Source organism: Nocardioides sp. FY1077, from assembly GCF_058681775.1.
In genome coordinates, this window is sequence record NZ_JBZWDB010000003.1 from 759758 (window position 1) to 781117 (window position 21360).

The 21360-nt window shown below is 76.0% G+C and carries 20 protein-coding genes; 11 read left to right on the plus strand and 9 right to left on the minus strand.

All coding sequences use genetic code 11. From position 1 onward, the window contains the following. Window positions 1–249: 249 nt before the first annotated feature. The 6 genes from AC4OR8_RS13145 to AC4OR8_RS13170 are packed head-to-tail and all read left to right on the plus strand — an operon-like array spanning window position 250 to window position 8787. Window positions 250–1536 (plus strand): hypothetical protein, encoded by a 1287-nt coding sequence (locus AC4OR8_RS13145; RefSeq protein ID WP_492166006.1) that lies wholly within the window; start codon window positions 250–252, stop codon window positions 1534–1536. Continuing rightward, window positions 1529–2356 (plus strand): polysaccharide deacetylase family protein, encoded by an 828-nt coding sequence (locus AC4OR8_RS13150; RefSeq protein WP_492166007.1) that lies wholly within the window; start codon window positions 1529–1531, stop codon window positions 2354–2356. The genes AC4OR8_RS13145 and AC4OR8_RS13150 overlap by 8 nt, the downstream gene beginning before the upstream one ends. Then, on the plus strand, window positions 2353–3909 hold the full coding sequence (locus tag AC4OR8_RS13155; protein ID WP_492166008.1) for an O-antigen ligase family protein: 1557 nt from the start codon (window positions 2353–2355) through the stop codon (window positions 3907–3909). Before AC4OR8_RS13150 ends, AC4OR8_RS13155 begins: the two co-directional genes overlap by 4 nt. Next, window positions 3906–6143: a glycosyltransferase gene (locus AC4OR8_RS13160; protein WP_492166009.1), complete on the plus strand. Its 2238-nt coding sequence runs from the start codon at window positions 3906–3908 to the stop codon at window positions 6141–6143. The genes AC4OR8_RS13155 and AC4OR8_RS13160 overlap by 4 nt, the downstream gene beginning before the upstream one ends. Beyond that, on the plus strand, window positions 6140–7600 hold the full coding sequence (locus AC4OR8_RS13165) for a flippase (RefSeq protein WP_492166010.1): 1461 nt from the start codon (window positions 6140–6142) through the stop codon (window positions 7598–7600). The genes AC4OR8_RS13160 and AC4OR8_RS13165 overlap by 4 nt, the downstream gene beginning before the upstream one ends. Continuing rightward, the gene (locus tag AC4OR8_RS13170; protein WP_492166011.1) at window positions 7597–8787 is read left to right on the plus strand and encodes a hypothetical protein; all 1191 of its coding nucleotides are present in this window, start codon (window positions 7597–7599) and stop codon (window positions 8785–8787) included. The genes AC4OR8_RS13165 and AC4OR8_RS13170 overlap by 4 nt, the downstream gene beginning before the upstream one ends. Here AC4OR8_RS13170 and AC4OR8_RS13175 read toward each other — a convergent pair. Continuing rightward, window positions 8784–9824 carry a GNAT family N-acetyltransferase gene (locus tag AC4OR8_RS13175; RefSeq protein WP_492166012.1) on the minus strand — a complete coding sequence of 347 codons (1041 nt, stop codon included), beginning with the start codon at window positions 9822–9824 and terminating at the stop codon, window positions 8784–8786. The two genes, AC4OR8_RS13170 and AC4OR8_RS13175, sit on opposite strands and share 4 nt — an antisense overlap. Before the next feature lie 145 nt (window positions 9825–9969). On the opposite strand from AC4OR8_RS13175, the gene AC4OR8_RS13180 reads away from it, so the two are divergent. After that, window positions 9970–11118 carry an acyl-CoA dehydrogenase family protein gene (locus tag AC4OR8_RS13180; protein ID WP_492166013.1) on the plus strand — a complete coding sequence of 383 codons (1149 nt, stop codon included), beginning with the start codon at window positions 9970–9972 and terminating at the stop codon, window positions 11116–11118. 23 nt (window positions 11119–11141) lie between these two features. Then, window positions 11142–11681, plus strand: coding sequence for a GNAT family N-acetyltransferase (locus tag AC4OR8_RS13185; RefSeq protein WP_492166014.1), 540 nt, complete (start codon window positions 11142–11144; stop codon window positions 11679–11681). Between the two features lie 172 nt (window positions 11682–11853). Here the strand turns inward: AC4OR8_RS13185 and AC4OR8_RS13190 are convergent, their stop codons facing one another. The 3 genes from AC4OR8_RS13190 to AC4OR8_RS13200 form a co-directional block, all read right to left on the minus strand. Continuing rightward, complete coding sequence (locus tag AC4OR8_RS13190; RefSeq protein ID WP_492166015.1) at window positions 11854–13440, minus strand: serine/threonine-protein kinase; 1587 nt, start codon at window positions 13438–13440, stop codon at window positions 11854–11856. Window positions 13441–13591: 151 nt separating this feature from the next. Next, complete coding sequence (locus AC4OR8_RS13195; protein WP_492166016.1) at window positions 13592–14542, minus strand: NAD(P)/FAD-dependent oxidoreductase; 951 nt, start codon at window positions 14540–14542, stop codon at window positions 13592–13594. Window positions 14543–14639: 97 nt separating this feature from the next. After that, a complete protein-coding gene (locus AC4OR8_RS13200; protein ID WP_492166017.1) occupies window positions 14640–15227 on the minus strand; it encodes a mycothiol transferase in 588 nt (195 codons plus the stop codon). Window positions 15228–15419: 192 nt separating this feature from the next. Here AC4OR8_RS13200 and AC4OR8_RS13205 point away from each other — a divergent pair, with 192 nt between their 5' ends. After that, complete coding sequence (locus tag AC4OR8_RS13205; RefSeq protein WP_492166018.1) at window positions 15420–15848, plus strand: hypothetical protein; 429 nt, start codon at window positions 15420–15422, stop codon at window positions 15846–15848. A 28-nt stretch (window positions 15849–15876) separates the two neighbouring features. Here the strand turns inward: AC4OR8_RS13205 and AC4OR8_RS13210 are convergent, their stop codons facing one another. Beyond that, window positions 15877–16347 carry a P-loop nucleotide/nucleoside kinase family protein gene (locus AC4OR8_RS13210; RefSeq protein ID WP_492166019.1) on the minus strand — a complete coding sequence of 157 codons (471 nt, stop codon included), beginning with the start codon at window positions 16345–16347 and terminating at the stop codon, window positions 15877–15879. Window positions 16348–16434: 87 nt separating this feature from the next. Here AC4OR8_RS13210 and AC4OR8_RS13215 point away from each other — a divergent pair, with 87 nt between their 5' ends. After that, window positions 16435–16686, plus strand: a complete 252-nt coding sequence (locus AC4OR8_RS13215) for a hypothetical protein (RefSeq protein ID WP_492166020.1) — start codon at window positions 16435–16437, stop codon at window positions 16684–16686. A 9-nt stretch (window positions 16687–16695) separates the two neighbouring features. Next, a complete protein-coding gene (locus AC4OR8_RS13220; RefSeq protein ID WP_492166021.1) occupies window positions 16696–16887 on the plus strand; it encodes a hypothetical protein in 192 nt (63 codons plus the stop codon). Window positions 16888–16934: 47 nt separating this feature from the next. Here the strand turns inward: AC4OR8_RS13220 and AC4OR8_RS13225 are convergent, their stop codons facing one another. The 4 genes from AC4OR8_RS13225 to AC4OR8_RS13240 all read right to left on the minus strand — a co-directional run bounded on the left by AC4OR8_RS13225 (window position 16935) and on the right by AC4OR8_RS13240 (window position 21360). Beyond that, window positions 16935–17534, minus strand: coding sequence for a LuxR C-terminal-related transcriptional regulator (locus AC4OR8_RS13225; RefSeq protein ID WP_492166022.1), 600 nt, complete (start codon window positions 17532–17534; stop codon window positions 16935–16937). A gap of 358 nt (window positions 17535–17892) precedes the next feature. Beyond that, complete coding sequence (gene aztD, locus AC4OR8_RS13230; protein ID WP_492166023.1) at window positions 17893–19143, minus strand: zinc metallochaperone AztD; 1251 nt, start codon at window positions 19141–19143, stop codon at window positions 17893–17895. Window positions 19144–19195: 52 nt separating this feature from the next. Continuing rightward, complete coding sequence (gene aztC / locus AC4OR8_RS13235) at window positions 19196–20110, minus strand: zinc ABC transporter substrate-binding protein AztC (RefSeq protein ID WP_492166024.1); 915 nt, start codon at window positions 20108–20110, stop codon at window positions 19196–19198. Further along, complete coding sequence (locus AC4OR8_RS13240; RefSeq protein WP_492166025.1) at window positions 20107–21360, minus strand: ABC transporter; 1254 nt, start codon at window positions 21358–21360, stop codon at window positions 20107–20109. The genes aztC and AC4OR8_RS13240 overlap by 4 nt, the downstream gene beginning before the upstream one ends.

A 21360-nucleotide genomic window follows, 5' to 3' on the forward strand; every position in this document is an offset into this window, starting at 1 on the left:
TCCTTATGAAGAGGTGGCTTCATAAGGCACCATAGGACCACCCACCGACAGTCGCGCGTCACCTGCGCCGGCCGGGCCGACCGCCGTCGCCCCGGTCGACCGGACCGTCCACCCTGTCCCGGGCGTGACCCTCGTCTCCCCGGCAATCCGCGGCGTGGAGGGTTGACGAACTCCTTCGCAGGGCAAATGGACGTGCGAGGATTCCTCCGGGGGGAGGTGCTCTGTGCCGGCCCGGAGAGGACCTGAGAGATGATCGAGATCGTACGTCGCGCCCTGCGCTGGCGCTGGCCGTGGATGTTGCTGGTGCTGGTGCCGGCCTGCGTGGCCAGCATCTGGTGGGTCGAGCGGCAGCCCGTGCCGGCCCAGGCCGTGAGCGTCGTGGGGGTCACCCCGAGCTCAGTGGAGTACGCCAACCCCGACCTCATCCAGCTCACGGTCAACCGCTACGCCGTGCTCCTCGCCTCGCCCACCGGCCTGCGCGGCGTCTCCGACGACACCGGCATCCCCGTCACCGACCTCGAGGACGCCGTCTCGGTCGAGGCGAGCCTCGACTCCGCCAACCTGCGCATCGTCGCCGACGCCGGGACCGACACCGAGGCCACCACCATCGCCGACGCCGTCGCCGCCCAGGCGCAGGTGCTCGGCGCCGACGACGGCACCACCGATGTCTCCGTGCTGTCGCCCGCCGTCGTGCAGGCCCTGCCGCTGACCGCCGACAAGCGCGTGCTCGAGGCCGTGCTGGTCCTGCTCAGCCTCGTGCTGGCCCTCGCCGCGGCGTGCGCCCTGGAGCTGGTGCGCCCGCGCATCCGCACCGGCGGCGACGCCGAGGCCGCCACCGGCGCGGTCGTCGTGGCCGGCATGCGCCGCTTCCCGCAGCCGGGCCTGCTGCGGCGCAAGGACGTCGGCGACGACGAGGTGCTGCGCGCGGCGCGTGCCCTGCGCACCGGGCTGCTCGCCAGCGAGCGCAGCGCCCCCTCCGGCCCGGTGTGCGTGCTGGGCAGCGAGCTCGGCGCCGGCGGCACCACCATCTCCTTCCTGCTGGCCCGCTCCGCCTCCGACGCCGGCGAGGCCGTGCTGCTCGTCGACGCCGACCTCGAGGCCACGGGCCTGAGCAAGCACCTGGGCATCCCCCACGACGTCGGCCTCGACGACGTGCTCGCCGGGCGCGCCGAGCTCGACGCGGCCGTCGAGCGCGAGGGCCGGGTGCCGGTCGTCGGCACCCGCCGCAAGATCGGCTCCGACGCGCTCACCGAGCGTCGTCTCGGCGAGGTGCTCAAGCAGGCCGCCGGCCAGTGGGAGCGCGTCATCGTCGACGCCCCGCCCGTGGGCAGCCAGGGCGCCGACGTGGTGTCGCTGCACGCCGGGTCGGTCCTGCTCGTCGTCCCGCTCGGCGCCCCGGTGCCGCAGGTCCGTCGGGCCGCGCGCCGGTTGGCGCGCCACGGCGTGCCCGTGCGCGGCGTCGTGCTCAACCGCGCCCCGCGGGGGGTCGTGGAGTCGATGCGCACCGTCGCCTCCGTCAGCCACGCCGATGGCTGAGCTGGTCGCCCCGCCCGCCGGCTCCCGTCGTCCGCGGTGGACGCTGCGTCGCGACCCGGTGGTGCTGATGTACCACGGCTTCTGCACCGCGCCGCTCGACGACGACCCGGAGAACCTGTTCGTGGAGGTCGCCCACCTCGATCAGCAGGTGCGCCACCTGCTCGACCACGGCTGGCGCCCGCTCGACCTCGACGGCTACCGCGCGGTGCGGGCCGGACGACGCGACGGCCACCGCACCTTCCTGGTGACCATCGACGACGGCTTCGTCTCCGTCGCCGACCTCGCCGCGCCCGTGCTCCACCGTCTCGGCGTGCCGGCGGTGCTGTTCGTGCCCGCCGGCCTGGTGGGCCGCACCGCCGCCTGGCTGCCCGACCCGCCGGAGGCGCCGCTGCTGGAGCCCGAGCGCCTGCGCGCGCTGCCGGCGATGGGCATCGAGGTCGGGCTGCACGGCCTCGACCACCGCGACCTTCGCGACCTGCCCGCCGACGAGCTGGAGCGCCAGACCACGCGCGCGCGCGAGCAGCTCACCGACTTCCTCGGCACCGACGTGCGGGGCTTCGCCTACCCCTTCGGCGCCCACGACGCCGCCGCCCGCGCCGCCGTGGCGCGGGCCGGCTTCCCCGACGCCTTCTCGGTCTTCGACGACGCCGGCCCGCTGGCGATCTCGCGGGTCGACGTCAACGCCACCGACACCCTGCGCTCGTTCCGCGTCAAGCTGATGCCGCACTACCGGCTCGTGTGGCGCGTGCTGTCCCACGCCCCGCTGGTGCGACGCGTGGTCCGGGCGGTCTCGACCCGTCGGCCGGGACGGCCGGGGTGACCACGCTCCTGCCGGCGCCGACCGCCTCGCGGACGGCGCCCCGCGCAGGAGCCCTGGTCGCCGCCGTGGTGCTGGTCGCGGCGGGGTGCGCCGGCGGGCTGCTGCTCGCGCGCGTCGGCACCACCCTCGGCCTGCCCGCCGCCGTCGCCCTGGTCGTGGCGCTGGTCGTGGCGGTCGCCGTGCCGCGGCGCCCCGAGGTGGTGGTCACCGCGCTCGGGCTGTGCCTGCCCCTCGGCCCGCGCCCGGTGGGTCCGGTGGAGGTGGTGCAGCTCGCGGTGGCGTTCGCCGTGCTGGTCACCCTCGGCCACGCCCTGCTCACCCGCTCGGTGCGCCTGCCCCCGCCCGCGGTGGGGCTCCCGCTGGTCGCCCTGCTGCTGAGCGCGGCGCTGTCCACCCCGCTGGCCCGCGGCGCCGACGTCGCCTTCCGCCTCGACGTGCAGCTGCTGCTGCTCGTGCTGCTGGTGGTCGCCGCCACCACCGCGCTCACCACCCGCCGACGCCTGCTCACCGCCACCGCCGCCGCACTGGTCGGGGGTGGCGCCGCCGGGCTCTGGGCGCTGGTGAGCTCGGGGCCCTCCACCACCTTCTACGGCGGCGCGGTGGTCACCGGCCGCGCCCAGGGCGTGTTCTCCCAGCCCAACGAGCTGGGCCTGTTCGCCGCGGTCCTGCTCGTCGTGGCGGTGGGGCTCGGCACCACCACCACCGACCGCCGGCTGCGCCTGCTGTGCCTGGTCGCCGGTGGGCTGCTCGCCGCCGCGCTGGCCCAGTCGCTCTCCCGCGGCGCCTGGATCGGCGCCGTCGTCGGGCTGGTCGCGTTGGCGGTGCTGAGCCCGCAGGCACGCCGGCCGCTGGGAGCGCTGGTGGCCGCCGCGCTCGGCGTCCTGGTGGTGCTGCAGCTGGCCGGCGCCGGCATCGCCGAGGCGCTGGTGGCGCGGCTCGACAGCGTGGTCAACGCCAGCGACAACCCCTACGACCAGCGCGACGCCATCTACGCCGAGGCCCTGCGCCAGGTCGCCGAGCGCCCGGTCACCGGTCAGGGCCCCGGCGGCTACCCGTACGCCGCGGCGCTGCAGGGCGGCAGCGGCGTGCCGCTCGACGCCGACCACGCCCACAACCTGTGGCTCGCCGCCGCCACCGAGTACGGCGTGCCGGGCCTGCTCGCGCTGCTGGCGCTGATGGCCGGGCTCGCGGTCACCGGCCTGCGCGCGCGCCTCCTGCTGGCCCGCGGCCCCGAGCCGCGCGACGCCGCGATGCCGGCCGCGCTCACCGGCGCGCTGGTCGCGGTGTGCGCCCACGGCCTGGTCGACTACCCCCTGCGCAACGCCACCGTCGTCACCACCGTGTTCCTGGTCGTCGGCCTGCTCGCCGCGTGGCACCGCTTCGCCCTCGACCGCGACGCGCCGCCGGCCGCGCCGCTGCACCGCGCCCCCGCGCTCGACCTCGCCGCCGCGCCCGCCGTGGTCACCCACCCCTCGCTCCCGCCCCGACCCGCGCTGACCCCCCTCCTGCCGCCGGCCCGCCCGCACCAGCGCCCCTCGGAGGACCAGCCGTGACCACCGCCCGCACCGACGCCACCACCTCAGCCGATCCCGCAACCCCAGCCCCAGCCGCTGCCGCGGGGCGCACGGCCCCGCTGCGCCTGCTCGTCGTGTCGGCGTACGGCACGCTGGGCGGCTCCGAGCGGTGGCTGCTGGGCCTGCTCGACGGCGGCCGCGCGCGCCTCGAGGCCGAGGTGTGGCTGCTGCAGGACGGCCCGCTGCGCGAGGAGCTGACGGCGCGCGGCGTCCCGGTGACCGTGCTCCCCACCGGCACCGACGCGCGGGCCCTGGCCCGCCGCGGCGCCGACCTCGTCGCCCGGCTGCGCACGACGCGCGCCGACGTCGTGCTGGCCAACGGCGTGAAGGCCGCCACCGCGGTGGTGCCGGCGGCCCGCGCGGTGGGCCTGCCCGTGGTGTGGGCCAAGCACGACTTCTCCTTCGACGCCACGCTGGCGCGCCCGCTGGGCCGGCTCGCCGACGTCGTGCTGGCCACCTCGGGCGCGGTCGCCGCCGCCACCGGGCGCGACGACGCCGTGCTGGTGCCGCCGCCGCGGCCGGCCGCGGCCGCGGTCACCCGCCTCGAGGCGCGCGCCGCGTGGTCGGCCCACGGCGTCGTGCTCGACGACGCGCGCCCGGTCGTGGCGATGCTGACGCGCCTGGTGGCCTACAAGGGCGTGGACACCGCCGTGCGCGCGCTCGCCGACGACGCCGCGGCCGGCTGGGACCTGCTCGTCGTGGGGCCCGACGACCCCTCCGAGCCCGCCGAGCGGGAGCGCCTGCGCACGCTGGCCGCCGACCTCGGCGTGGCCGACCGGGTGCACCTCGTCGCCGAGGTGGACGGCGCGGGCCGGCTGCTGGCGGCCGCCGACGCCGTCGCGGTGCTCACCCGCGCCGAGGGCGGCTTCGGCCGCGAGGGGTACTCGCTGGTGGCGCTGGAGGCGCTGACCGCCGGGGTGCCGCTCCTGGGCGGGCGGGGCAACCCCGAGGTGGAGCGGATGGCGCTCGACGCCGGCACGGTGGTCGACCCGCTCGACCCCGCCGACGTGGCGCGTGGGCTGGGGCGCCTCGCCGACCCCGGCACCCGCCGCCGTGCCCGCGAGGGCGCCGCGCGCACGATCGCGGCCCACCCCGACGCCGACGCCTGCACCGCGCGCACCCTCGCCCTGCTCGCCGACACCGGCGGGCGCCCCGGCGCCGGGCTGGTCGCGGACGCGCCGCTGAGCGTGCTGACCTGCTTCAAGGACGAGGCCGGCCACGTCGACGGCGTGGTCACCGCGGTGCTCGCCCAGCTGCGCCCCGACGACGAGTACCTCCTCGTCGACGACCACTCCACCGACGGCACCAGCGAGGAGCTCGCCGCCTGGGCCGCCCGCGAGCCGCGCATCCGGGTGCTGCCCGGGCCGGGGGTCAACCTCTCCGCGGCGCGCAACCTGGGCTTCGCCAGCGCCGCCCACGCGGTCGTCGCGTGCACCGACGCGGGCGTCACCCCCGGTCCCGGGTGGCTGGACGCCCTGCGGGCGCCCTTCGCCGAGCCGTCCTCCGAGCCGTCCTCCGAGCCCGGCGCCCAACCCGACGCCCAGCGCGTCGACCTGGTGGTCGGCGTCTACGAGGTCGACGGCGGCGACCCGTGGCGCGACGCCAACCGGCTGGCCCTGTTCCCCTCCGTCGCCGAGGCGCGCCGGCGCACCCCGCTGGTGCGGGTGGCCGGGCGGGTGCTCGGACGGCGCTTCGACGCCCGCCGCCTCGACGGCCGGTCGATGGCCTGCCGCGTGGAGGCGTGGCGCCGCGCCGGGGGGTTCGACGAGGCGCTCTACTCCTCCGAGGACGCCGTGTTCGGCGAGGCCGTGCTGGCCTCCGGGGGGCGCAGCGTGCTGGCCCTCGACGCCTGCGTGACCTGGGAGCAGTCGGGAAGCGTGCGCGAGACCGCCACCATGTACCGCAAGTACGGCGAGTGGGGCGCGCGCGCCGGCTCCTGGCCCCTGGTCAGCCGCGACGTCGTGCGCGGGGCGGCGTACGTCGCGGCCCCCGTGCTGGCTGCCTGCGGCGGGCGCGGCACCCGCGCCGGTCTGCTGCTGGGCGGCCTCGGCTACCTCGCGCTGCCGCTGGCCCGCGCCCGCGCCGAGCACGCGAGCCCCGCGGCGGTGGCACTGGTGCCGGCGGCGCTGGCGGTCAAGGACGTCGCGAAGGCCACCGGCTGCGCACGCGGCACCCTCGGGCGCCTGCGTGACGCGCGGGCGGCACGCCGATGAGCACCGACCAGGCGCCCGTCGGCGACATCACCCACCGCACCGCCCGCAACACCGCGGTGCGCGCGGTGGCCGAGGTGCTCGGCAAGGTGGCCACCCTCGGGTGGACCGTCGCGGCGGCGCGCTCGCTGACCACCTCCGACTTCGGTGCGGTCTCCTTCGCCCTCACCCTGATGCTGCTGCTGAGCTCGGTGGCGGCGTGGGGCTTCGACTCCGGGCTGATCCGCCGCGGCAGCGCCGAGGCCGGCACGCTCCCCCGGCTCTACGCCGCCACCCAGCTGGAGAAGTCGGCGCTGGGGGCCGTGGTGTTCCTGGTGGCGGCGGGCCTGGCGCTGCTGGGCCACGGCACCACCGAGGCCTGGCTGGTGCTGGCCCTGATGCTGCTGGCCGGCTTCCCCGAGCTGTGGAGCCACACCGCCCGCGGCGCGGCCGCGGTGCGCCAGACGGCCGCGGAGGTGTCGCTCGCCCTGGTCGTGCAGCGCCTGGTCACTGCCGGGGTGATCATCGGCGCCCTGGCCCTGGGCGCCGGGCCCGTCGGCGTCGCGGCCGGCTTCCTGGTCGGCACCGTGGTGGGCTGGGGCGCCCACGTCTACGCCGTGCGTCGCCTCGGTCTCGGCGTGCGGGTGCGGGAGCTGACCCGTGCCGACCTGGTCTCCGCGGCGTCGGGCACCTTCCTGGTGGGCCTGTCGGGCATGGTGCTGATGCTGCTGTTCCGCCTCGACGCCGTGCTGCTGGCCTACTTCGAGGACGAGGAGGCCGTGGCGGTCTACTCGGTGGCCTACCGGCTGCTGGAGACCGTCCTCTTCGTCACCTACGCCATCAACCAGGCGATCCTGCCGGTGCTCAGCGCGACGTCGTCGACCCTGCGCCAGCGCAACGGCATGGAGCGCGCGGTGGCCGTCGCCGGCTTCGTCTACCTGCCGTTCGCGGTGGTCTGCGTGCTCGAGGGCCAGGAGGTGCTGGCGCTGCTGTTCGGCGAGCGGTACGGCGACAGTGCGGCACCGGTGCTGGCCTGCCTCGCCCCTGCCCCGCTGTTCTTCGCCATCGCGTTCTTCGGCAGCTCGATGCTGATGGCGCTGGAGCGCGCACGGGTGCTGGTGCTGTCGTCGGTGACCGCGCTGGTGGTCAACACCGGCCTGAACGTCGTGCTCATCCCGCTCTACAGCGGCACCGGCGCCGCCATCGCCACGAGCATCGCCTACGTCGTGCAGACCGCCGTGATCGCGGTGGTGCTGCGCCGCCTGCAGGACCGGCCCCGCCTGGTGGTGCCGCTGGCCTCGGCGGCCCTCGCCAGCGCCGTGCTCGCCGGCCTGCTGGCGCTGCTCGACCTGAACGTCGTGGTCGAGCTGCTGATCGGCGGTCCGGTCTACCTGGCGGCCTGGCTACTGGTGACCCGTCGCCTCGCCCCCGACCAGCAGGCGGTCATCACCGGCCTCCTGCGGCGCCGGGGCGCCGGGTGACCCAGCGCTACGTCGCGCTGCGCCACCCCCGCCCGGCGCTGGTCGGCGTCGACTCGCCGTGGCCGGCCCGCTACCTGGGCGACCAGCTGTCCCACGCGCTCAACCACGGGATGCCCGCGCGGCGCCGCGCCGCTCCCCTGGCCGCCGCGGTGGGCAGGCGGGGCCTGCCCGTCCGCGGGCCGGCCGCGGCCCTGCGCCGGCTGCCCACCCGGGGGTCGGCCGACCTCGACGCGCTGCTCGCCGAGGTCGCCGCGGCATGGCCCCGCCTGGTCGAGCAGGCGCCGCGGCTGGCCGCCAGGAACGCCGACCGGCTGGGCGCGCTCGAGGTGCGCCGCGGCGAGCGGCGCTTCGTGTTCGTGCTCGGTGACGGCCCCGACCCGCTGCTGGTGCTGAAGAGCCCGCCGTCCGGTCCGCCCGCCGCGCAGGCGGAGGCAGGAGCGCTGGCCCGGGTGGCCGCGGTCGGCCTCGGCCCCCACGCGCTCGGCCTGCTCGGTGGCCTGGAGGCCCAGGAGGGACTGGCCGGGCGACCGCTGTGGGTGCGTGCACCCGGGCGAGCGGGGTGGTCGGCGGCGTACGCCGGCGCCTACGACGACCTCGGCGCGGGGCTGCAGCGCCTGGCCGCCGCGACCAGGGCCCCCGGCGCCCCCACGCGGCTGGTGGAGGACGCGGCCCGCGCCGTGCCCCACGCCCTGAGCGGGCGCACCGCCCGGCTCGTCGAGGCGGCCTGCCGCGACCTGGCCGCGCTCGAGCACCACAGCCTGCAGCACCACGACCTGTCGGCGCAGAACTGGCTGGTGCGCCCCGACGGCCACGGCCGCACCGGCGCGCTGGCCGGCGTCGTCGACTGGGACACCGCCGTGCCCACCGGCGTGCCGGGCCACGACGCGCTGCACGCCGCGGTCGCCCTGCTCGAGCACGGCGTGGGCCTGCGCCGCTGGTCGCCCGAGCGGGTGCGGACGGCCTTCGCCGCCGCCTGGCCCGCCGAGCCGCTGTTCGCGCAGGCCCGCGGCTCACAGGAGGCCTGCCTGGTCGCCGCCACCGGCTCCGAGGCGCTGGCCGCGCGCCTCGCCGAGCCGCTGCGGCTGGCGTTCTTCGCCCGCCGCGTGGGGCGGCTCAGCATCGGGCGCGGCCCGACCACCCTCGACCTGCCGTCGGCGGCGGGCATGCTCGAGGTCGTGGCGGGCTAGGCCTCGGCCGCGGCACTCGCCGCTGGCCCGGCCGACTCGCCGGCCAGCTCACGGCGGCGGCGGGCGACCGCGGCCCGCGCGGCGGCCCGCCCGCGCAGGGTGCGGGGCATCGCGATCGTCTCGATCTCGGGCGTGGAGGTGGCCAGCCGGAACTTGTAGTCCTCGTCTCCGCGCAGGAAGCGGAACTCGCGCACGCCGTCGGCGTACGCCTGCTCCATGGCCTGCACCAGCAGCACGTGGCCCACGGAGTCGGCGTCGTGGCTGCGGTCGCGGCCGAACTGGTAGCAGTACTCCGCGCCCGCGAAGCGGAACAGCAGCCCGGTGGCCACGGCCTTGCCGTCGATCTCGAGCACGTGCAGCCGAAGCCAGCCCTCGGCGAGCGCCGCGCGGGCGAAGGCCGCCACGAAGCGGCGCTGCCGGTCCTCGAGCAGGGGGCTGACGCCGCCCCACCGGTCGCCGTGGAGGCGGAAGAACGTCTCCAGGTCGTCCTCGAGGGTGGCGGCGTCTGCGAGGCGGTGGCACACGTCGTAGGTCTCGGCCAGCTTGCGCGGCTTGCGGCCCACCGCGCGACGCTGGTTGCGGCTCAGGCTCGACACGAAGTCGGCCCAGGTGGCGAACTGCGTGAAGTCGCAGACCGGCGTCACCTCGTGGCTGACCTGCTGGCCGCCGAGCGGCTGCCACCACGGCTGGTCGGCGGCCATGTCCTGGAGCAGCACGACGTCGCCGCGCAGGTCCTTCTCCAGGGCCTCGCGCAGCATCGCCAGGGCGCGGGGCCGGTCGGCGGGGGCGCACACCGGCCCGAGCTGGTCGGCCGGGCCGTGGCCGATGAACCGCACCTGACGCAGCAGCCGGCCGGTGAGGAGCATCGGCAGCACGACGGTGGGGTCGTCGGGGTCGTCGTGGATCACGTGGGGCGTGGCGCCGTCGCCGTACTCGTCCCACCAGCAGGACGCCCAGGTGTGGGTGGCGAACAGGTTGCCGGCGGTCTCGGCGAGGGCGTTCCACGCGACCGGAGCGGGTCCGGCGGTCAGGGGCATGGCCCGGAGTCTAGGGGCGCCGGAGGGGCCGCGTGGGCGGACGCGGCGCTCGGGCGCCGCCGCGTCGACGTCCCCCTTGAACTGTGACAGTACCGCTGTCACAGTAGGCCGTGCAGCCCGCCGCCCCGACCCGAGAGGCCGTCGCATGAGCACCACCGCATCGATCTACGAGACCGAGCACGAGGACTTCCGCCGCACCGTGCGCGCCTTCCTGCAGAAGGAGGTCGTGCCGCACCACGAGCAGTGGGAGAAGGACGGCCAGGTGAGCCGCGAGGTGTGGCGCCGGGCGGGCGACGCGGGGCTGCTGTGCTTCGACGTCGACGAGGAGTACGGCGGCATGGGCGCCAAGGACTTCCGCTACAACGCGGTGGTCGTCGAGGAGATCAGCAAGGTGGGCGCCAGCGGGCTCGGCTTCCCCGTGCACACCGACATCATCGTCCCCTACATCTCCTCCCTCGGCACGCCCGAGCAGAAGCAGCGCTGGCTGCCCGGCCTGGTCTCCGGCGAGCTGATCTCGGCGATCGCGATGACCGAGCCCGGCGCCGGGTCCGACCTGCAGGGCATCACCACCTCGGCGATCGACAAGGGCGACCACTACGTGCTGAACGGGTCGAAGACGTTCATCTCCAACGGCATCATGAGCGACCTGGTGGTCGTCGTGGCCCGCACCGACCCCGACGCCGGCCACCAGGGCATCAGCCTGCTCGTGGTCGAGCGCGGGATGGCCGGCTTCGAGCGCGGCCGCAACCTCGACAAGGTCGGCCTCAAGGCGCAGGACACCGCCGAGCTGTTCTTCGACAACGTGGTGGTGCCGAAGGAGAACCTGCTCGGCGAGGAGGGCCAGGGCTTCGTCCACCTGATGGTCAACCTGCCCCAGGAGCGGATCTCGATCGCCGCCATCGCGGTCGCCGCCTGCGAGCACGTTCTCGAGCTGTGCCTGTCGTACGCCAAGGAGCGTGAGGCCTTCGGCCGCCCGATCGGGAAGTTCCAGAACACCCGCTTCGTGCTCGCCGAGATGGCCACCGAGGTGCACATCGCCCGGGTCTTCGTCAACGACTGCATCACCCGGCTGAACGCCGGGCAGGTCGACACCAGCCTGGCGTCGATGGCGAAGTGGTGGACCACCGAGCTGCAGACCAAGGTCGTCGACCGCGGCGTGCAGCTGCACGGCGGCTACGGCTACATGATGGAGTACCCCATCGCGAAGGCCTTCGTCGACAGCCGCATCCAGACCATCTACGGCGGCACGACCGAGATCCAGAAGGAGATCATCGGCCGCTCGCTCGGCATCTGAGCCGCAGGTCGCAGGAGCCCGCCGTGCCCGTCGACCCCGCCACCACCTTGGTCGCCACCGCGGACCTCACGCCGGCCGACCTGGCCGCGCTGCGCCGGCTCTGGGACGACGCGTTCGTCGACGGCTTCGCCGACACCGACGCCGCGCACGCCCTGGGCGGGGTGCACGCGCTGGCCCGGGTCGACGGCGTGCTCGCCGCCCACGCCAGCGTCGTGCCGCGCACGGTCGTGGTCGGCGACCGACCCTGGGACGCCGGCTACGTGGAGGCGGTGGCCGTGCGGCCCCACCTCCAGGGCCGGGGGCTGGGCTCGGTGGTGATGCGCCTGCTGCAGGCCGCGCTGGTCGAGCGCCACGACCTGGGCGTGCTGTCGACGGGCAGCCACGGGTTCTACGAGCGGCTGGGCTGGGTGCGCTGGCGCGGCCCGTCGTACGTCGTGCGCGACGGCACCCGCGAACGCAGCGCCGAGGACGACGACGGGCTGATGGTGCTGCCCGTGGACGGTCGGCCGCTCGACCTCACCGCCGCGATCACCTGCCACGACCGGCCCGGCGACGCCTGGTGAGGCGCGGGCGGCACGGTCGCACTGCTCACCGCGCCCGCCACGGTGCGCGGCCCACTCGTCATCGGGCGCGGTGCTCGAACCGCGCAACTGCGCCACTCGAGCAGCGCCTGCCACGCGGGCGAGGGCCGGCTCGGATCGCGCGACTCCGCGTCCGGCGAGACGGGACGACCGGTCAGCCGACGACCTGGTCGCCGACGATGAGCCAGCCGTCGCCCTCCGGCGCCAGGTCGAGCTGACGCACCTCGCTCTGCTCGCTGCCGTCGGTCTCGTAGACCAACGAGACCTGCACGGAGTCACCCGAGCCGCTGGTCTCGACGGCGGTGACCTCGTCGATGGTCGCCCAGAAGGCCTCGTAGTCGCCGAGGCCGCCCACCTCGGCCTGCAGCTGCGGCGACAGGGCCGCCCAGCCGGCTGCGGTGTCGGTGGGCAGGCCCGCGTAGTAGCCCTCCACGAAGTCCGCGGCGCTGCCCGCCGGCTGCGCGACCTCCTCGGTCTCCTCCTCCGGCGTCGCGGAGGGGGTCGGCGTGGGAGTGGGCGTGGGTGTCGGCGTGGGGGTGGGCGTCGGCGTGGGGGTCGGGGTCGGGGTCGCCGACGGCGTGCGCGAGGGGCGCCGGGACGCCGGGGCCTCCTGCTGCGGCGTCGAGGCCTGCTCGGTCTCGGCGGGGTCGTCGTCGCCGGCCAGGAGCGCGTAGCCGCCGCCGGCCACCGCGAGCAGCAGCAGCAGCGCGGCCACGACCAGCAGCGGCGTACGACGCCGCCGCTCCGGCTGCGGATCGACCGGCGCCGCGCCGGCGGGTGCGGTGTCGGGTCCCGGGTCGGGCTCGGAGCGCGGCTCCGGGTCGGGCTCGTGGTGCGCGGCCGCGCCGACGCCGGCCGCACCGACCGCAGCGGCGGGCGCGACGCGGGTGGGTGCAGGCGCCGCGAAGGCGCGGGTCGCGTCGGCGTCGGCGTACGGCGGCCGGCCGGCCGCCACGGCGTGCAGGGCGGTCGCGGCCTCGGCCATCGAGCCGCGGCGCGACGGGTCGGGGTCCATCATCCGCTCGATCACCGGCCCGAGGGGGCCGGCCTGCTGCGTGGGCGGGGGTGGTCCGTCGGCGATGCGGGCCAGCACCGCCAGCGCGTTGCCCTCGTCGGGGTAGGCGCGCCGACCCTCCACCGCGGCGTACAGGGTGGCGCCGAGCGCCCACACGTCGGAGGCCGGACCGGGCTCCTGCCCGCGGGCGAGCTCGGGCGCGAAGTACGCCGGGGTGCCCATCACCAGGCCGGTGCTGGTGAGCTGGGCGTCGCCGAGGCTGCGGGAGATGCCGAAGTCGGAGATCTTGGCGTCACCGTCGTCGGTGACCAGCACGTTGCCGGGCTTCACGTCGCGGTGCGTGGTGCCGCGGTGGTGGGCGGCGGCGATGCCGTCGGCCACCTGCGCGCCCAGCCGGGCCGCCTGCTGCGGGGCCAGTGGGCCGTCCTGCTCGAGCACCTGGGAGAGGTTGCGCGAGGGCACGTGCTCCATGACCAGCCAGACGTGCTGGTCCTCCTCGACCGCGTCGAAGACCGACACCACGTTGCGGTGGTTCAGCGCCGCCGACGAACGGGCCTCGCGCAGGGCGCGGGCGAGGTCGGCCGGCTCGCCGGGGAGCAGCCCGACCTGCTTGACGGCGACGTCGCGGTGCAGGGTCTCGTCGCGGCACAGCCAGACCGCGCCCATGCCGCCACGGCCGATCTCGCGCACGACGCGGTAGCGGCCTGCGATGAGGTCCGGCGTCATCTGGCTCCTTCGTCGGGTGTCGGCGGCGGTGCGGCCCCGCGATCGGGTGCCGGCACGGCGTGCCGTTCCGGTGTCCAGCCCCCGATCCCACCACATCCCCGGCGCGCGTGCCGTCACCCGTCGGGGTGCACCCTTCCCCGCGCCGCCGGCGCTAACCGGCCCGCAGCGCCTCCACCGCCCGCTCGGTGTCCTCGGTGCCGAGCTCCGCGACGATCTGCGCGGCGGCGAAGGCGCCCGCGGCGGCCGCCGCACCCACCTGGGCCATCAGGTCGGCGACGTTGCCCGCCGCCCACACGCCGGCCACGCCGGTGCGCCCGGTGGCGTCGACCGCGACGTGCTCCCCCATGCCGGTGGGGTGCTGCACCACGGGCACGCCGAGCGAGGCCAGCACCGCACTGCGGGCCACCATCCGCGCGCCGACGACCACGGCGTCGAGGGCCACCGTCGTGCCGTCGTCGAGGCGGACGCCGCTGAGGCGGTCGTCCTCGACCTCCACCGCGGCCACCGCACCCCGCACCACCTGCACGCCGCGGGCGGTGAGCTGCTCGAGCTGGGCGGCGTCGGGCGCGTGGGTGTGGGCGAGCAGGACCACGCGGTCGGTGAGCTGGCGGAACAGCAGCGCCTGGTGGCTGGCCATCGGGCTGGTCGCGAGCACGCCGACCACCTGGTCGCGCACCTCCCAGCCGTGGCAGAACGGGCAGTGCAGCACGTCATGCCCCCACCGCTCGCGCAGGCCCGCCACGTCGGGCAGCCCGTCGACCAGCCCGGTGGTGACCAGCAGCTTGGCCGCCCGCACGGCGCGCCCGTCGGCCAGCGAGACGGTGAAGCCGTCGGCGTCGCGCTCGGCGCCCACCGCCTCGCCCTGCACGACGTGCCCGCCGTACGAGCGCACCTCGGCGCGGCCGGTGGCGAGCAGCTCGCCGGGCGGTCGGCCGTCGTGGCCCAGCAGGCCGTGCACCCCGGCGGCGGGGGCGTTGCGCGGCTGGCCCGCGTCGACGACGAGCACCGAGCGGCGCATCCGTCCGAGCACCATCGCCCCGCTCAGGCCGGCCGCCCCACCGCCGACCACCACCACGTCGTACCTGTCCTCGAGCTCGTCCATCGTGCGTCCCCTTCGTCGTGGCCGGCCTCCCTGACCGGTCACCACCAGGGTGCGGCGCCCGAGTGCGCGATGGCAAACATCTTTGCTGGTCCGGCAACTACGGGGCGACGTGGACCCAGTACGGCGGCGGGTCCTCGCCCACCCGGCCGTCGACGGCCTCGCGCAGCAGGTCGGCGTGGCCGGTGTGGCGCCCGTACTCCTCCACCAGGTCGCACAGCAGCCGCCGCAGGCTGGCGTGGGTGCCGTCGTCGTCGGCCATCGCCACCTCCTGGTCGAGGCCGCCGCGACCCAGCGCCGCGGCCAGTCGGGCCCGCGAGCGCGCCACGGCGCCGTCGTAGAGCCCGTAGAGCACCTCGGGCGCCTCGTCGACCGCCGAGGCGAACGACCAGTCCTCGGCCGGAGGTGCGGTCATCTGGGAGAAGTAGGCGTCCCACACCTCCCCCAGCGGCTCGCCGGACAGCCGCTCGGAGAACACGTCGTCCTCGACGAGCGCGAGGTGCTTGAGCAGCCCCCCGATCGTCATCGTGGACGCGCCGACCCGCACGGCGAGGCCGGCGGCGTCGAGCCCCTCGGCCTTCCAGCGGAACGTGGCGCGCAACCGGTCGAGGGAGCCGACGAGGTGGTCGACCTCGGAGCCGGCCAGCGGGACCCGCCAGGGCATCTGCGCAGCAGTAGGTGTGGTCATGACGTCACGCTAGGACCGCCCACCGACGTCCTGCGGTGCGCCGTGACGCGGCAGCCCACCCCGAACGCCTCGTCACGGTCCCGGGCCGCCGGTGGTGGCGCACCCCCCCCCCGTTGCGACGCCCTGGCCCGCACCTGCGTCGGACGAGGCGCACCGAGACCCGCCGACCGCGGCGTGGGCCACACTCGACCCGTGGCGGTCGACGACGTGCGGCGCAGGGACGACCTGTACGACGTCGAGCTGCGCCCCCACGACCAGCGGGTGGAGCTCGCCGGGTGGACCTACTACGTGCGAGCGGTGCGGCGGCCCGCCGAGCTCCTCCCGCGGGCGGGGCTGGCTGCCGTGGACCCGCTCGTCCTCGTTCCGCTCCTCCTCCTCGCCCGGGGTCTGCGACGGTGGACCGCGCGCCGCAGCGGTTGGACGGTCGCGGTCGTCCGGCTCGGCTCCGTCAGCACGTGGAACGACCTCACGCCCCACGTGGTGCACCAGGAGCACCTCCCACCCGGGACCGACCCGCGCCCCAGGATCGACGCGCTCGTGGCCGAGGCGAGGGCGGGCCGGCACGCACCGCCCCCAGCCGGCTCGACCGGCTCGACCGGCTCGGCCGACTCCTCCGCGTGACGACGACCGGGGCAGCCGGTGGCCACGCTCAGGCCGTCGACACCACGCGGACGACGGGCTCGTCGGCGCCAGGCGCCTCGAACCCGGCGACGTACTGGTCGAGCAGGTCGGCGCCGACCACGAAGTCGTCAGGGTGCGCGCCGCGACGCGCGGCGAGCCGGCGCCGGACGACCTCGAGCGGGGTGTCGAGGTGGACCACCTCGACGCTCGCCCCGAGCGAGCGGCCCAGGGCGCGGTAGTCGTCGCGCTGCGCCCTCGACCAGAAGGAGTAGTCGACCACGACGTCGTCGCCCGACCCGAGCGCCAGGACGATCTCGTCGCGCTGCCGCGCGCGGATCTCGGCGGCCACCTCGACGGGGATCGCGGCGGCGTCGGTGAGGCCCAGCTCCCAGGCGTCGCGGTCGATGGAGAAGCGCACCCAGCCGCGGGCCTCGAGGCCGCGCGCGTACGTCGTCTTGCCCGAGCCCGCCAGGCCGCACATCAGGACCAGTCGCGTCACGCCCGGCACCATAGCCAGCCCCTCCCGGGGCCTCGGGTCTCCTAGGCTGCGGTGACCACCCGACCGCCGGGTGCGGAGGGGGAAGCCGTGAGCACGTCCGAGCACGCCGAGCAGACCTGGCAGCGGCGGCTCGTCGTCGTGGTCGTCCTGGGCGTCGCCCTGTTCCTGGTCCAGGTCGTCGCCCTGACGACCAGCACGCGGGCGGTGTACCTGCCCGTCGCGATCGCCTTCCCGGTGGTGTGCGCCGCGGGTGCGCTCTGCGCTCTCCAGGTGGCGCGGGCCCGGCGGGCCCGACGTACCGAGGCCACGACGGGCCCGGCCACGCCGCCGAGCCGCTAGCGTCGGCACATGGGGTGGGCGACGTGGCGCGGCTGGGCCCGGTACGTCCTCGTCGTGGGTGTCGGCGTGTTCGTCGCGAGCCTGTGCTGGGGTGACGACCTCGCGTCGGCGGCGGCCGAGGCCGTGAAGTACAGCGTCGCCGTGGGCTTCGTCGGGGCGGTCCTGGGCCTCCTCGTGGACCCGTCAGGACCCGACGACTGACGCCCTCGATCGGGCCCGCGCACCGGGTCAGCGCGGACCGGCGCCCCTCACCAAGGGTGCTGCGGCGAGGAGACCGCCGGCTCCTCCGCCGGGCGCGGCTGCTCGTCCTGGGCGGGCGTCGGGGCGTGCGGGTTGCGGGTGATCACCCAGGCGACGGCCTGCGAGCGGCTCTGCACGCCCATCTTGCGGTAGGCCGAGCGGATGTAGGTCTTCACGCTGTTGATGCTCAGGTAGAGCTCGCGGGCGATCTCGTCGTTGCTCAGGCCGTCGCCGATGGCGATGACGACCTCCTGCTCGCGGTTCGACAGGCGCTCGTAGCGCGCCGGCGCCGCCTCCGCGTCGGCGCCGCGCTCGGTGCTGCGGCCAGGCGCACCCAGCACGGCGTCGATGAGGGACTCGTCGGTCGCGGCGAGCGCGAGGGTCGACACTGCGCCCTCGGCGAGCGCACGCGCGGTGAGGCGGACGTCCTGCTCGTGGGCGACGACCACGATCGCCGTGCACCGCTCGAGCAGGTCGTGCACGGTCGACTCCGACGACGCCCGCAGCTGGTGAGCGTCGTAGACGATGACGTCGAGCTCGGCGGCGTCCGCCTCGACCAGGGTGACGCGGTCGGCGGCGGCGAGGAAGGACTCCAGACCCGCTCGCACGAGGGGCTGGTCACTGACTGCGGCAACGCGCAGCGGCCGATCGCCGAGGGGAGACATGCGGCCGATCGTAGCCAGGCCCGATGGCGCCCGGATCGGCCGATGGGGTGAACGCGCCAGGCGCCCCGCCCGTGAGGGTGGAGTCGCCCGGCCCCGGGTGACCGATAGCCTCGGAGACGTCGATCGGGCGACCTGGGCCCATGGCACTGCGGGGATCACCCGAATCGGCACGAGGCACCTTCCTGCCCCCGTCAATGGGGCAGGAAGGTGCCTCACCTGGACCGTAGGACCGACCGCCGCTCGATTTCCCACCCCTTCGGCCACACGTCGGACGGGGCGTGCGGCGAGCGGACGGACGGACTCAGCCGGCGGCGACCGCGAGCTCGTTGGGGTCGACGTCCAGCTCGGCCGTGGCGGTCACCTCGCCGGTGGTGAGGTCGACGGCGTGCACGGCCTGGGCGGCGGGGTCGGTCACGTAGGCCACGTCGCCGCTGATCTTCAGGGTCGGGTGCGGGTCCTGCCACTCCGTGGGTCCCTCCCAGGCCTCCACGACCGGGAAGGAGTCGGTGAGCTCCCGGGTCTCGGGGTCGAGGACGTGCAGGGAGCCGTCAGTGGCGAGCACGTAGGCCTGGTCGTCCGGGCCCCGGGCCACGTCGCGGTAGGTGTACTCCACGCCCTCGGGCAGCTCCACGACGTCGAGGTCGCCGGCCTCGGTGTCGATCACCGTGAGCGCCTCGAGCAGGTACCCCTCGGCGTCGGGGTCGGTGTTGTAGTCACCCACGACCAGCGAGCTGGTCTCGCTGACGTAGGCGTTGCCCATCCGGCCGTAGGGCTGGTCGGGGGCCTCGATCTTCTCGAACTCGCCGTCGACGTAGAGCAGCGCGCCGTCCTCGCAGCCGAAGACGACGGCCTCGTCGGCGGCCGTGCCCTCGCCGTGGATGCCGGGGCACTGGTCGTTCTCGGCGACGACCTCGCCGGAGGCGTCGGTGGCCACCGCGCCGGTCCGCGTCTCCACGTCGCCGACCGTGGTCAGCAGGGTGCCGTCCTCGAGCACGATCGAGACGCCGTGGTGGGCCTCGGTGCCGGGGATGGTCTCGGCCTCGGCCTCGGGCTCCTCGCTCGCGGCGAGGTCGGCGGTCTCCACCACGGTGGTGTCGCTGGTGCCGTCGGCGTAGAGGACGGTGCGGCCGGCGTGGGTCACCACGTGCCCGGGCAGCTCGGCCTCGAAGACGGTGTCGGTGAGCTCGGCGGCGCCGTCGTCGGTGCCGGCGCCGGTGTCGAGCAGCTGGAACCCGTCGGCCACGGTCAGCATCACGTGCCGCTCGTCGCCCGCGGGGTTGAGGCGGGTGTAGGCCTCGGTGTCCATGTCCTCGACGACCTCCATCGTCTCGCCGTCGAGGACCAGGACGCCGCCCTCGTAGGTGACCGCGACCCGGGGCCCGGCGGGCGCCGCCGCGGAGGCGGCGCCGGCTGAGCTGTCGGAGGTCTCGGGGCCGGCCGAGCCGTCGGCGTCGGAGGCGCTGGTGGAGCCGCCGCCGGAGCAGGCCGACAGGGCCAGCACGGTGGTGGAGAGGGCCGCCAGGGCACCTCGTCGGATCAGGGGTGTGCGCATCGTCGTACGTCCTCTTCCTGGGTGGTGTCGTGCGGGATGGTGCGGGGCTCCGTCATCGGAGCCCCTCGGCGATGCGCTCGGCGTTGACGCGCATCATGGTCAGGTAGTCCTCGGCTCCGCCGCCGGGCTCGGTGAGCGACTCGGTGTAGAGCGCGACCACGTCGACGTCGACGCCCGCCTCGTCGGCCAGCGCCTGCACGAGCCGGTCGGGCGACGACGACTCCGCGAAGATCGCCTGCACTCCGGTCTCCTCGACCGCCTCGACGAGGTCGGCGAGGTCGGAGGCGCTCGGGGCCGCCAGGGTGGTGCCGCCGGGGATCACCGCGCCCACCACCTCGAAGTCGTAGCGCTGCGCGAGGTAGCCGAACACGTGGTGGTTGGTGACCAGGGCGCGCTGCTCCTCGGGGATCGCGGCGAAGGCGTCGGCCATCTCGGCGTCGACCGCGCGCACCTGCTCCACGTACGCCGCGGCCTGCGTGCGGACCGCGGCGGCGTCGACCCCGTCGACCTCGACCAGCGCCTCCTCGAGGCCGGCCACGACGTCGACCATGCGGGCGGGGTCGGTCCAGAAGTGGGGGTCGGGGGTGCCCGCGGCGTCGCCCTCGGCGTGGTCGAGCACCTCGACGGCGTCGCCGGCGACGAAGGCGGGCACACCGTCGGAGGCGGCCGCGTCGAGGTGCTGCTGCAGGCCCTCCTCGAGGCCGAGGCCGTTGGAGACCACGAGGTCGGCGGAGCGCACGCGGGCGGCCTCCTGCGCCGAGATCTCGAAGGAGTGCGGGTCGGCGTTCGGCCGCATCAGGGTGAGCACCTCCACCTCGTCGCCGGCCACCTCCTCGACGACGTCGCCGAGGATGTTGGTCGACACCACGACGAGGGGTCGGTCGTCGGCGGCCGCGCCGCACCCGCTCAGGGCGCCGCCCGCGAGCAGCAGGCCGGCGACCACGCCGTACGCCGTGCGGGCCCTCATCGGCCGGTCCCGGCGACGAAGAGCGGCTCGGTCGGGGTCCGGAAGGTCCGGGCGACCCGGGCGCCGTCGGCGAAGTCGATCTCGTGGAGCCGCCGCTCGGCGGGCGCACCCAGGTAGGCCCGCTGCTGGTCGGCGACCAGCGTCGGGACGCCGGTGCCGCTGCGCAGCGTCTCCGCGACCAGCGGCCGGGAGGTGGACAGCAGCTCGCCCGACTCACCGTCGAGCACGGCCACCCGGCCGTCCGTGGTCACGCCCAGCACGTGCTCGTCGTCGTCGTCGACCGCCACCACCTGCACCAGGGGCACCGGGGAGTCGATCAGCCGCCACGACTCCTCCCGGGTGTCCAGCAGCCACACGCGGTCCTCGCCGGCGAGCGCGGCCACGGTGGGACGGCTGTCGCGAGCCCCGAACCCCGTCGCCGGCGGCGCGGTCGTGCCGCGGGGGTAGGCGACCCGCTCGACCTGCAGGTCGTCGCCGACGCCGGTGGCCAGCAGGGCGCCGTCGGCGCAGCCGATCACGGTGCCGACGCGGGTCGTGGTGGTGCCGGCGGCGTCGCGGCAGTCCCATGCCTCCCCCGGCAGCGGCTCGCCGGCGTCGTCGAGGGCCACGACGCGCTCGGGGACGCCGGAGCCGCCCGGCTCGGTGAGCAGGACGTGCTCGCCGACGGGCACCAGCATCCCGTCGTGGGGCTCGACCTCCACCCGGAAGCGCTCGGTCAGCTCGCCGTCGGCCAGCGCCGCGGTGTCGAGCAGCACGGCCTCGCCCGAGTCGGGGAAGAACACGCCGGTGCCGCCGCTGGTGGAGGAGTTGGTGGTCGCCACCGTCGACGGGCCCTCGCCCTCGACCAGGCCGAGGTCGCGCGGCTCGCTGCGGTAGTAGTGGAAGTGGTCGACGTGGTCCCAGGTCCACACCCCGCTGTCGACCACCTCGACGCCGCCGGCGGTGTCGACGAAGGCGTAGCGGCCGTCGGTGTGCACCCCCGTGGCGCTGCCGAGGTCGCTCAGCTCGCTCACGCTCTCGTCGAGCAGGTCGAGGTGGCGCACCACGCCGGCGGCGTCGACGGTGGTGAGCCCGACGGCGGGCTCGTCGAGCTCGGCGGCGCCGTCGACGTCGCCGTGGTCGTCACCGTGCTCGTCACCGGCCGACGACGCGGCCGAGCTGTCGATCGAGGTGGGCTCGTCGGCGCCGCAGGCGACGACGAGGGGGGCGAGCAGGCCGAGGGCGGCCAGGGTGAGGGGACGGTGTGACAC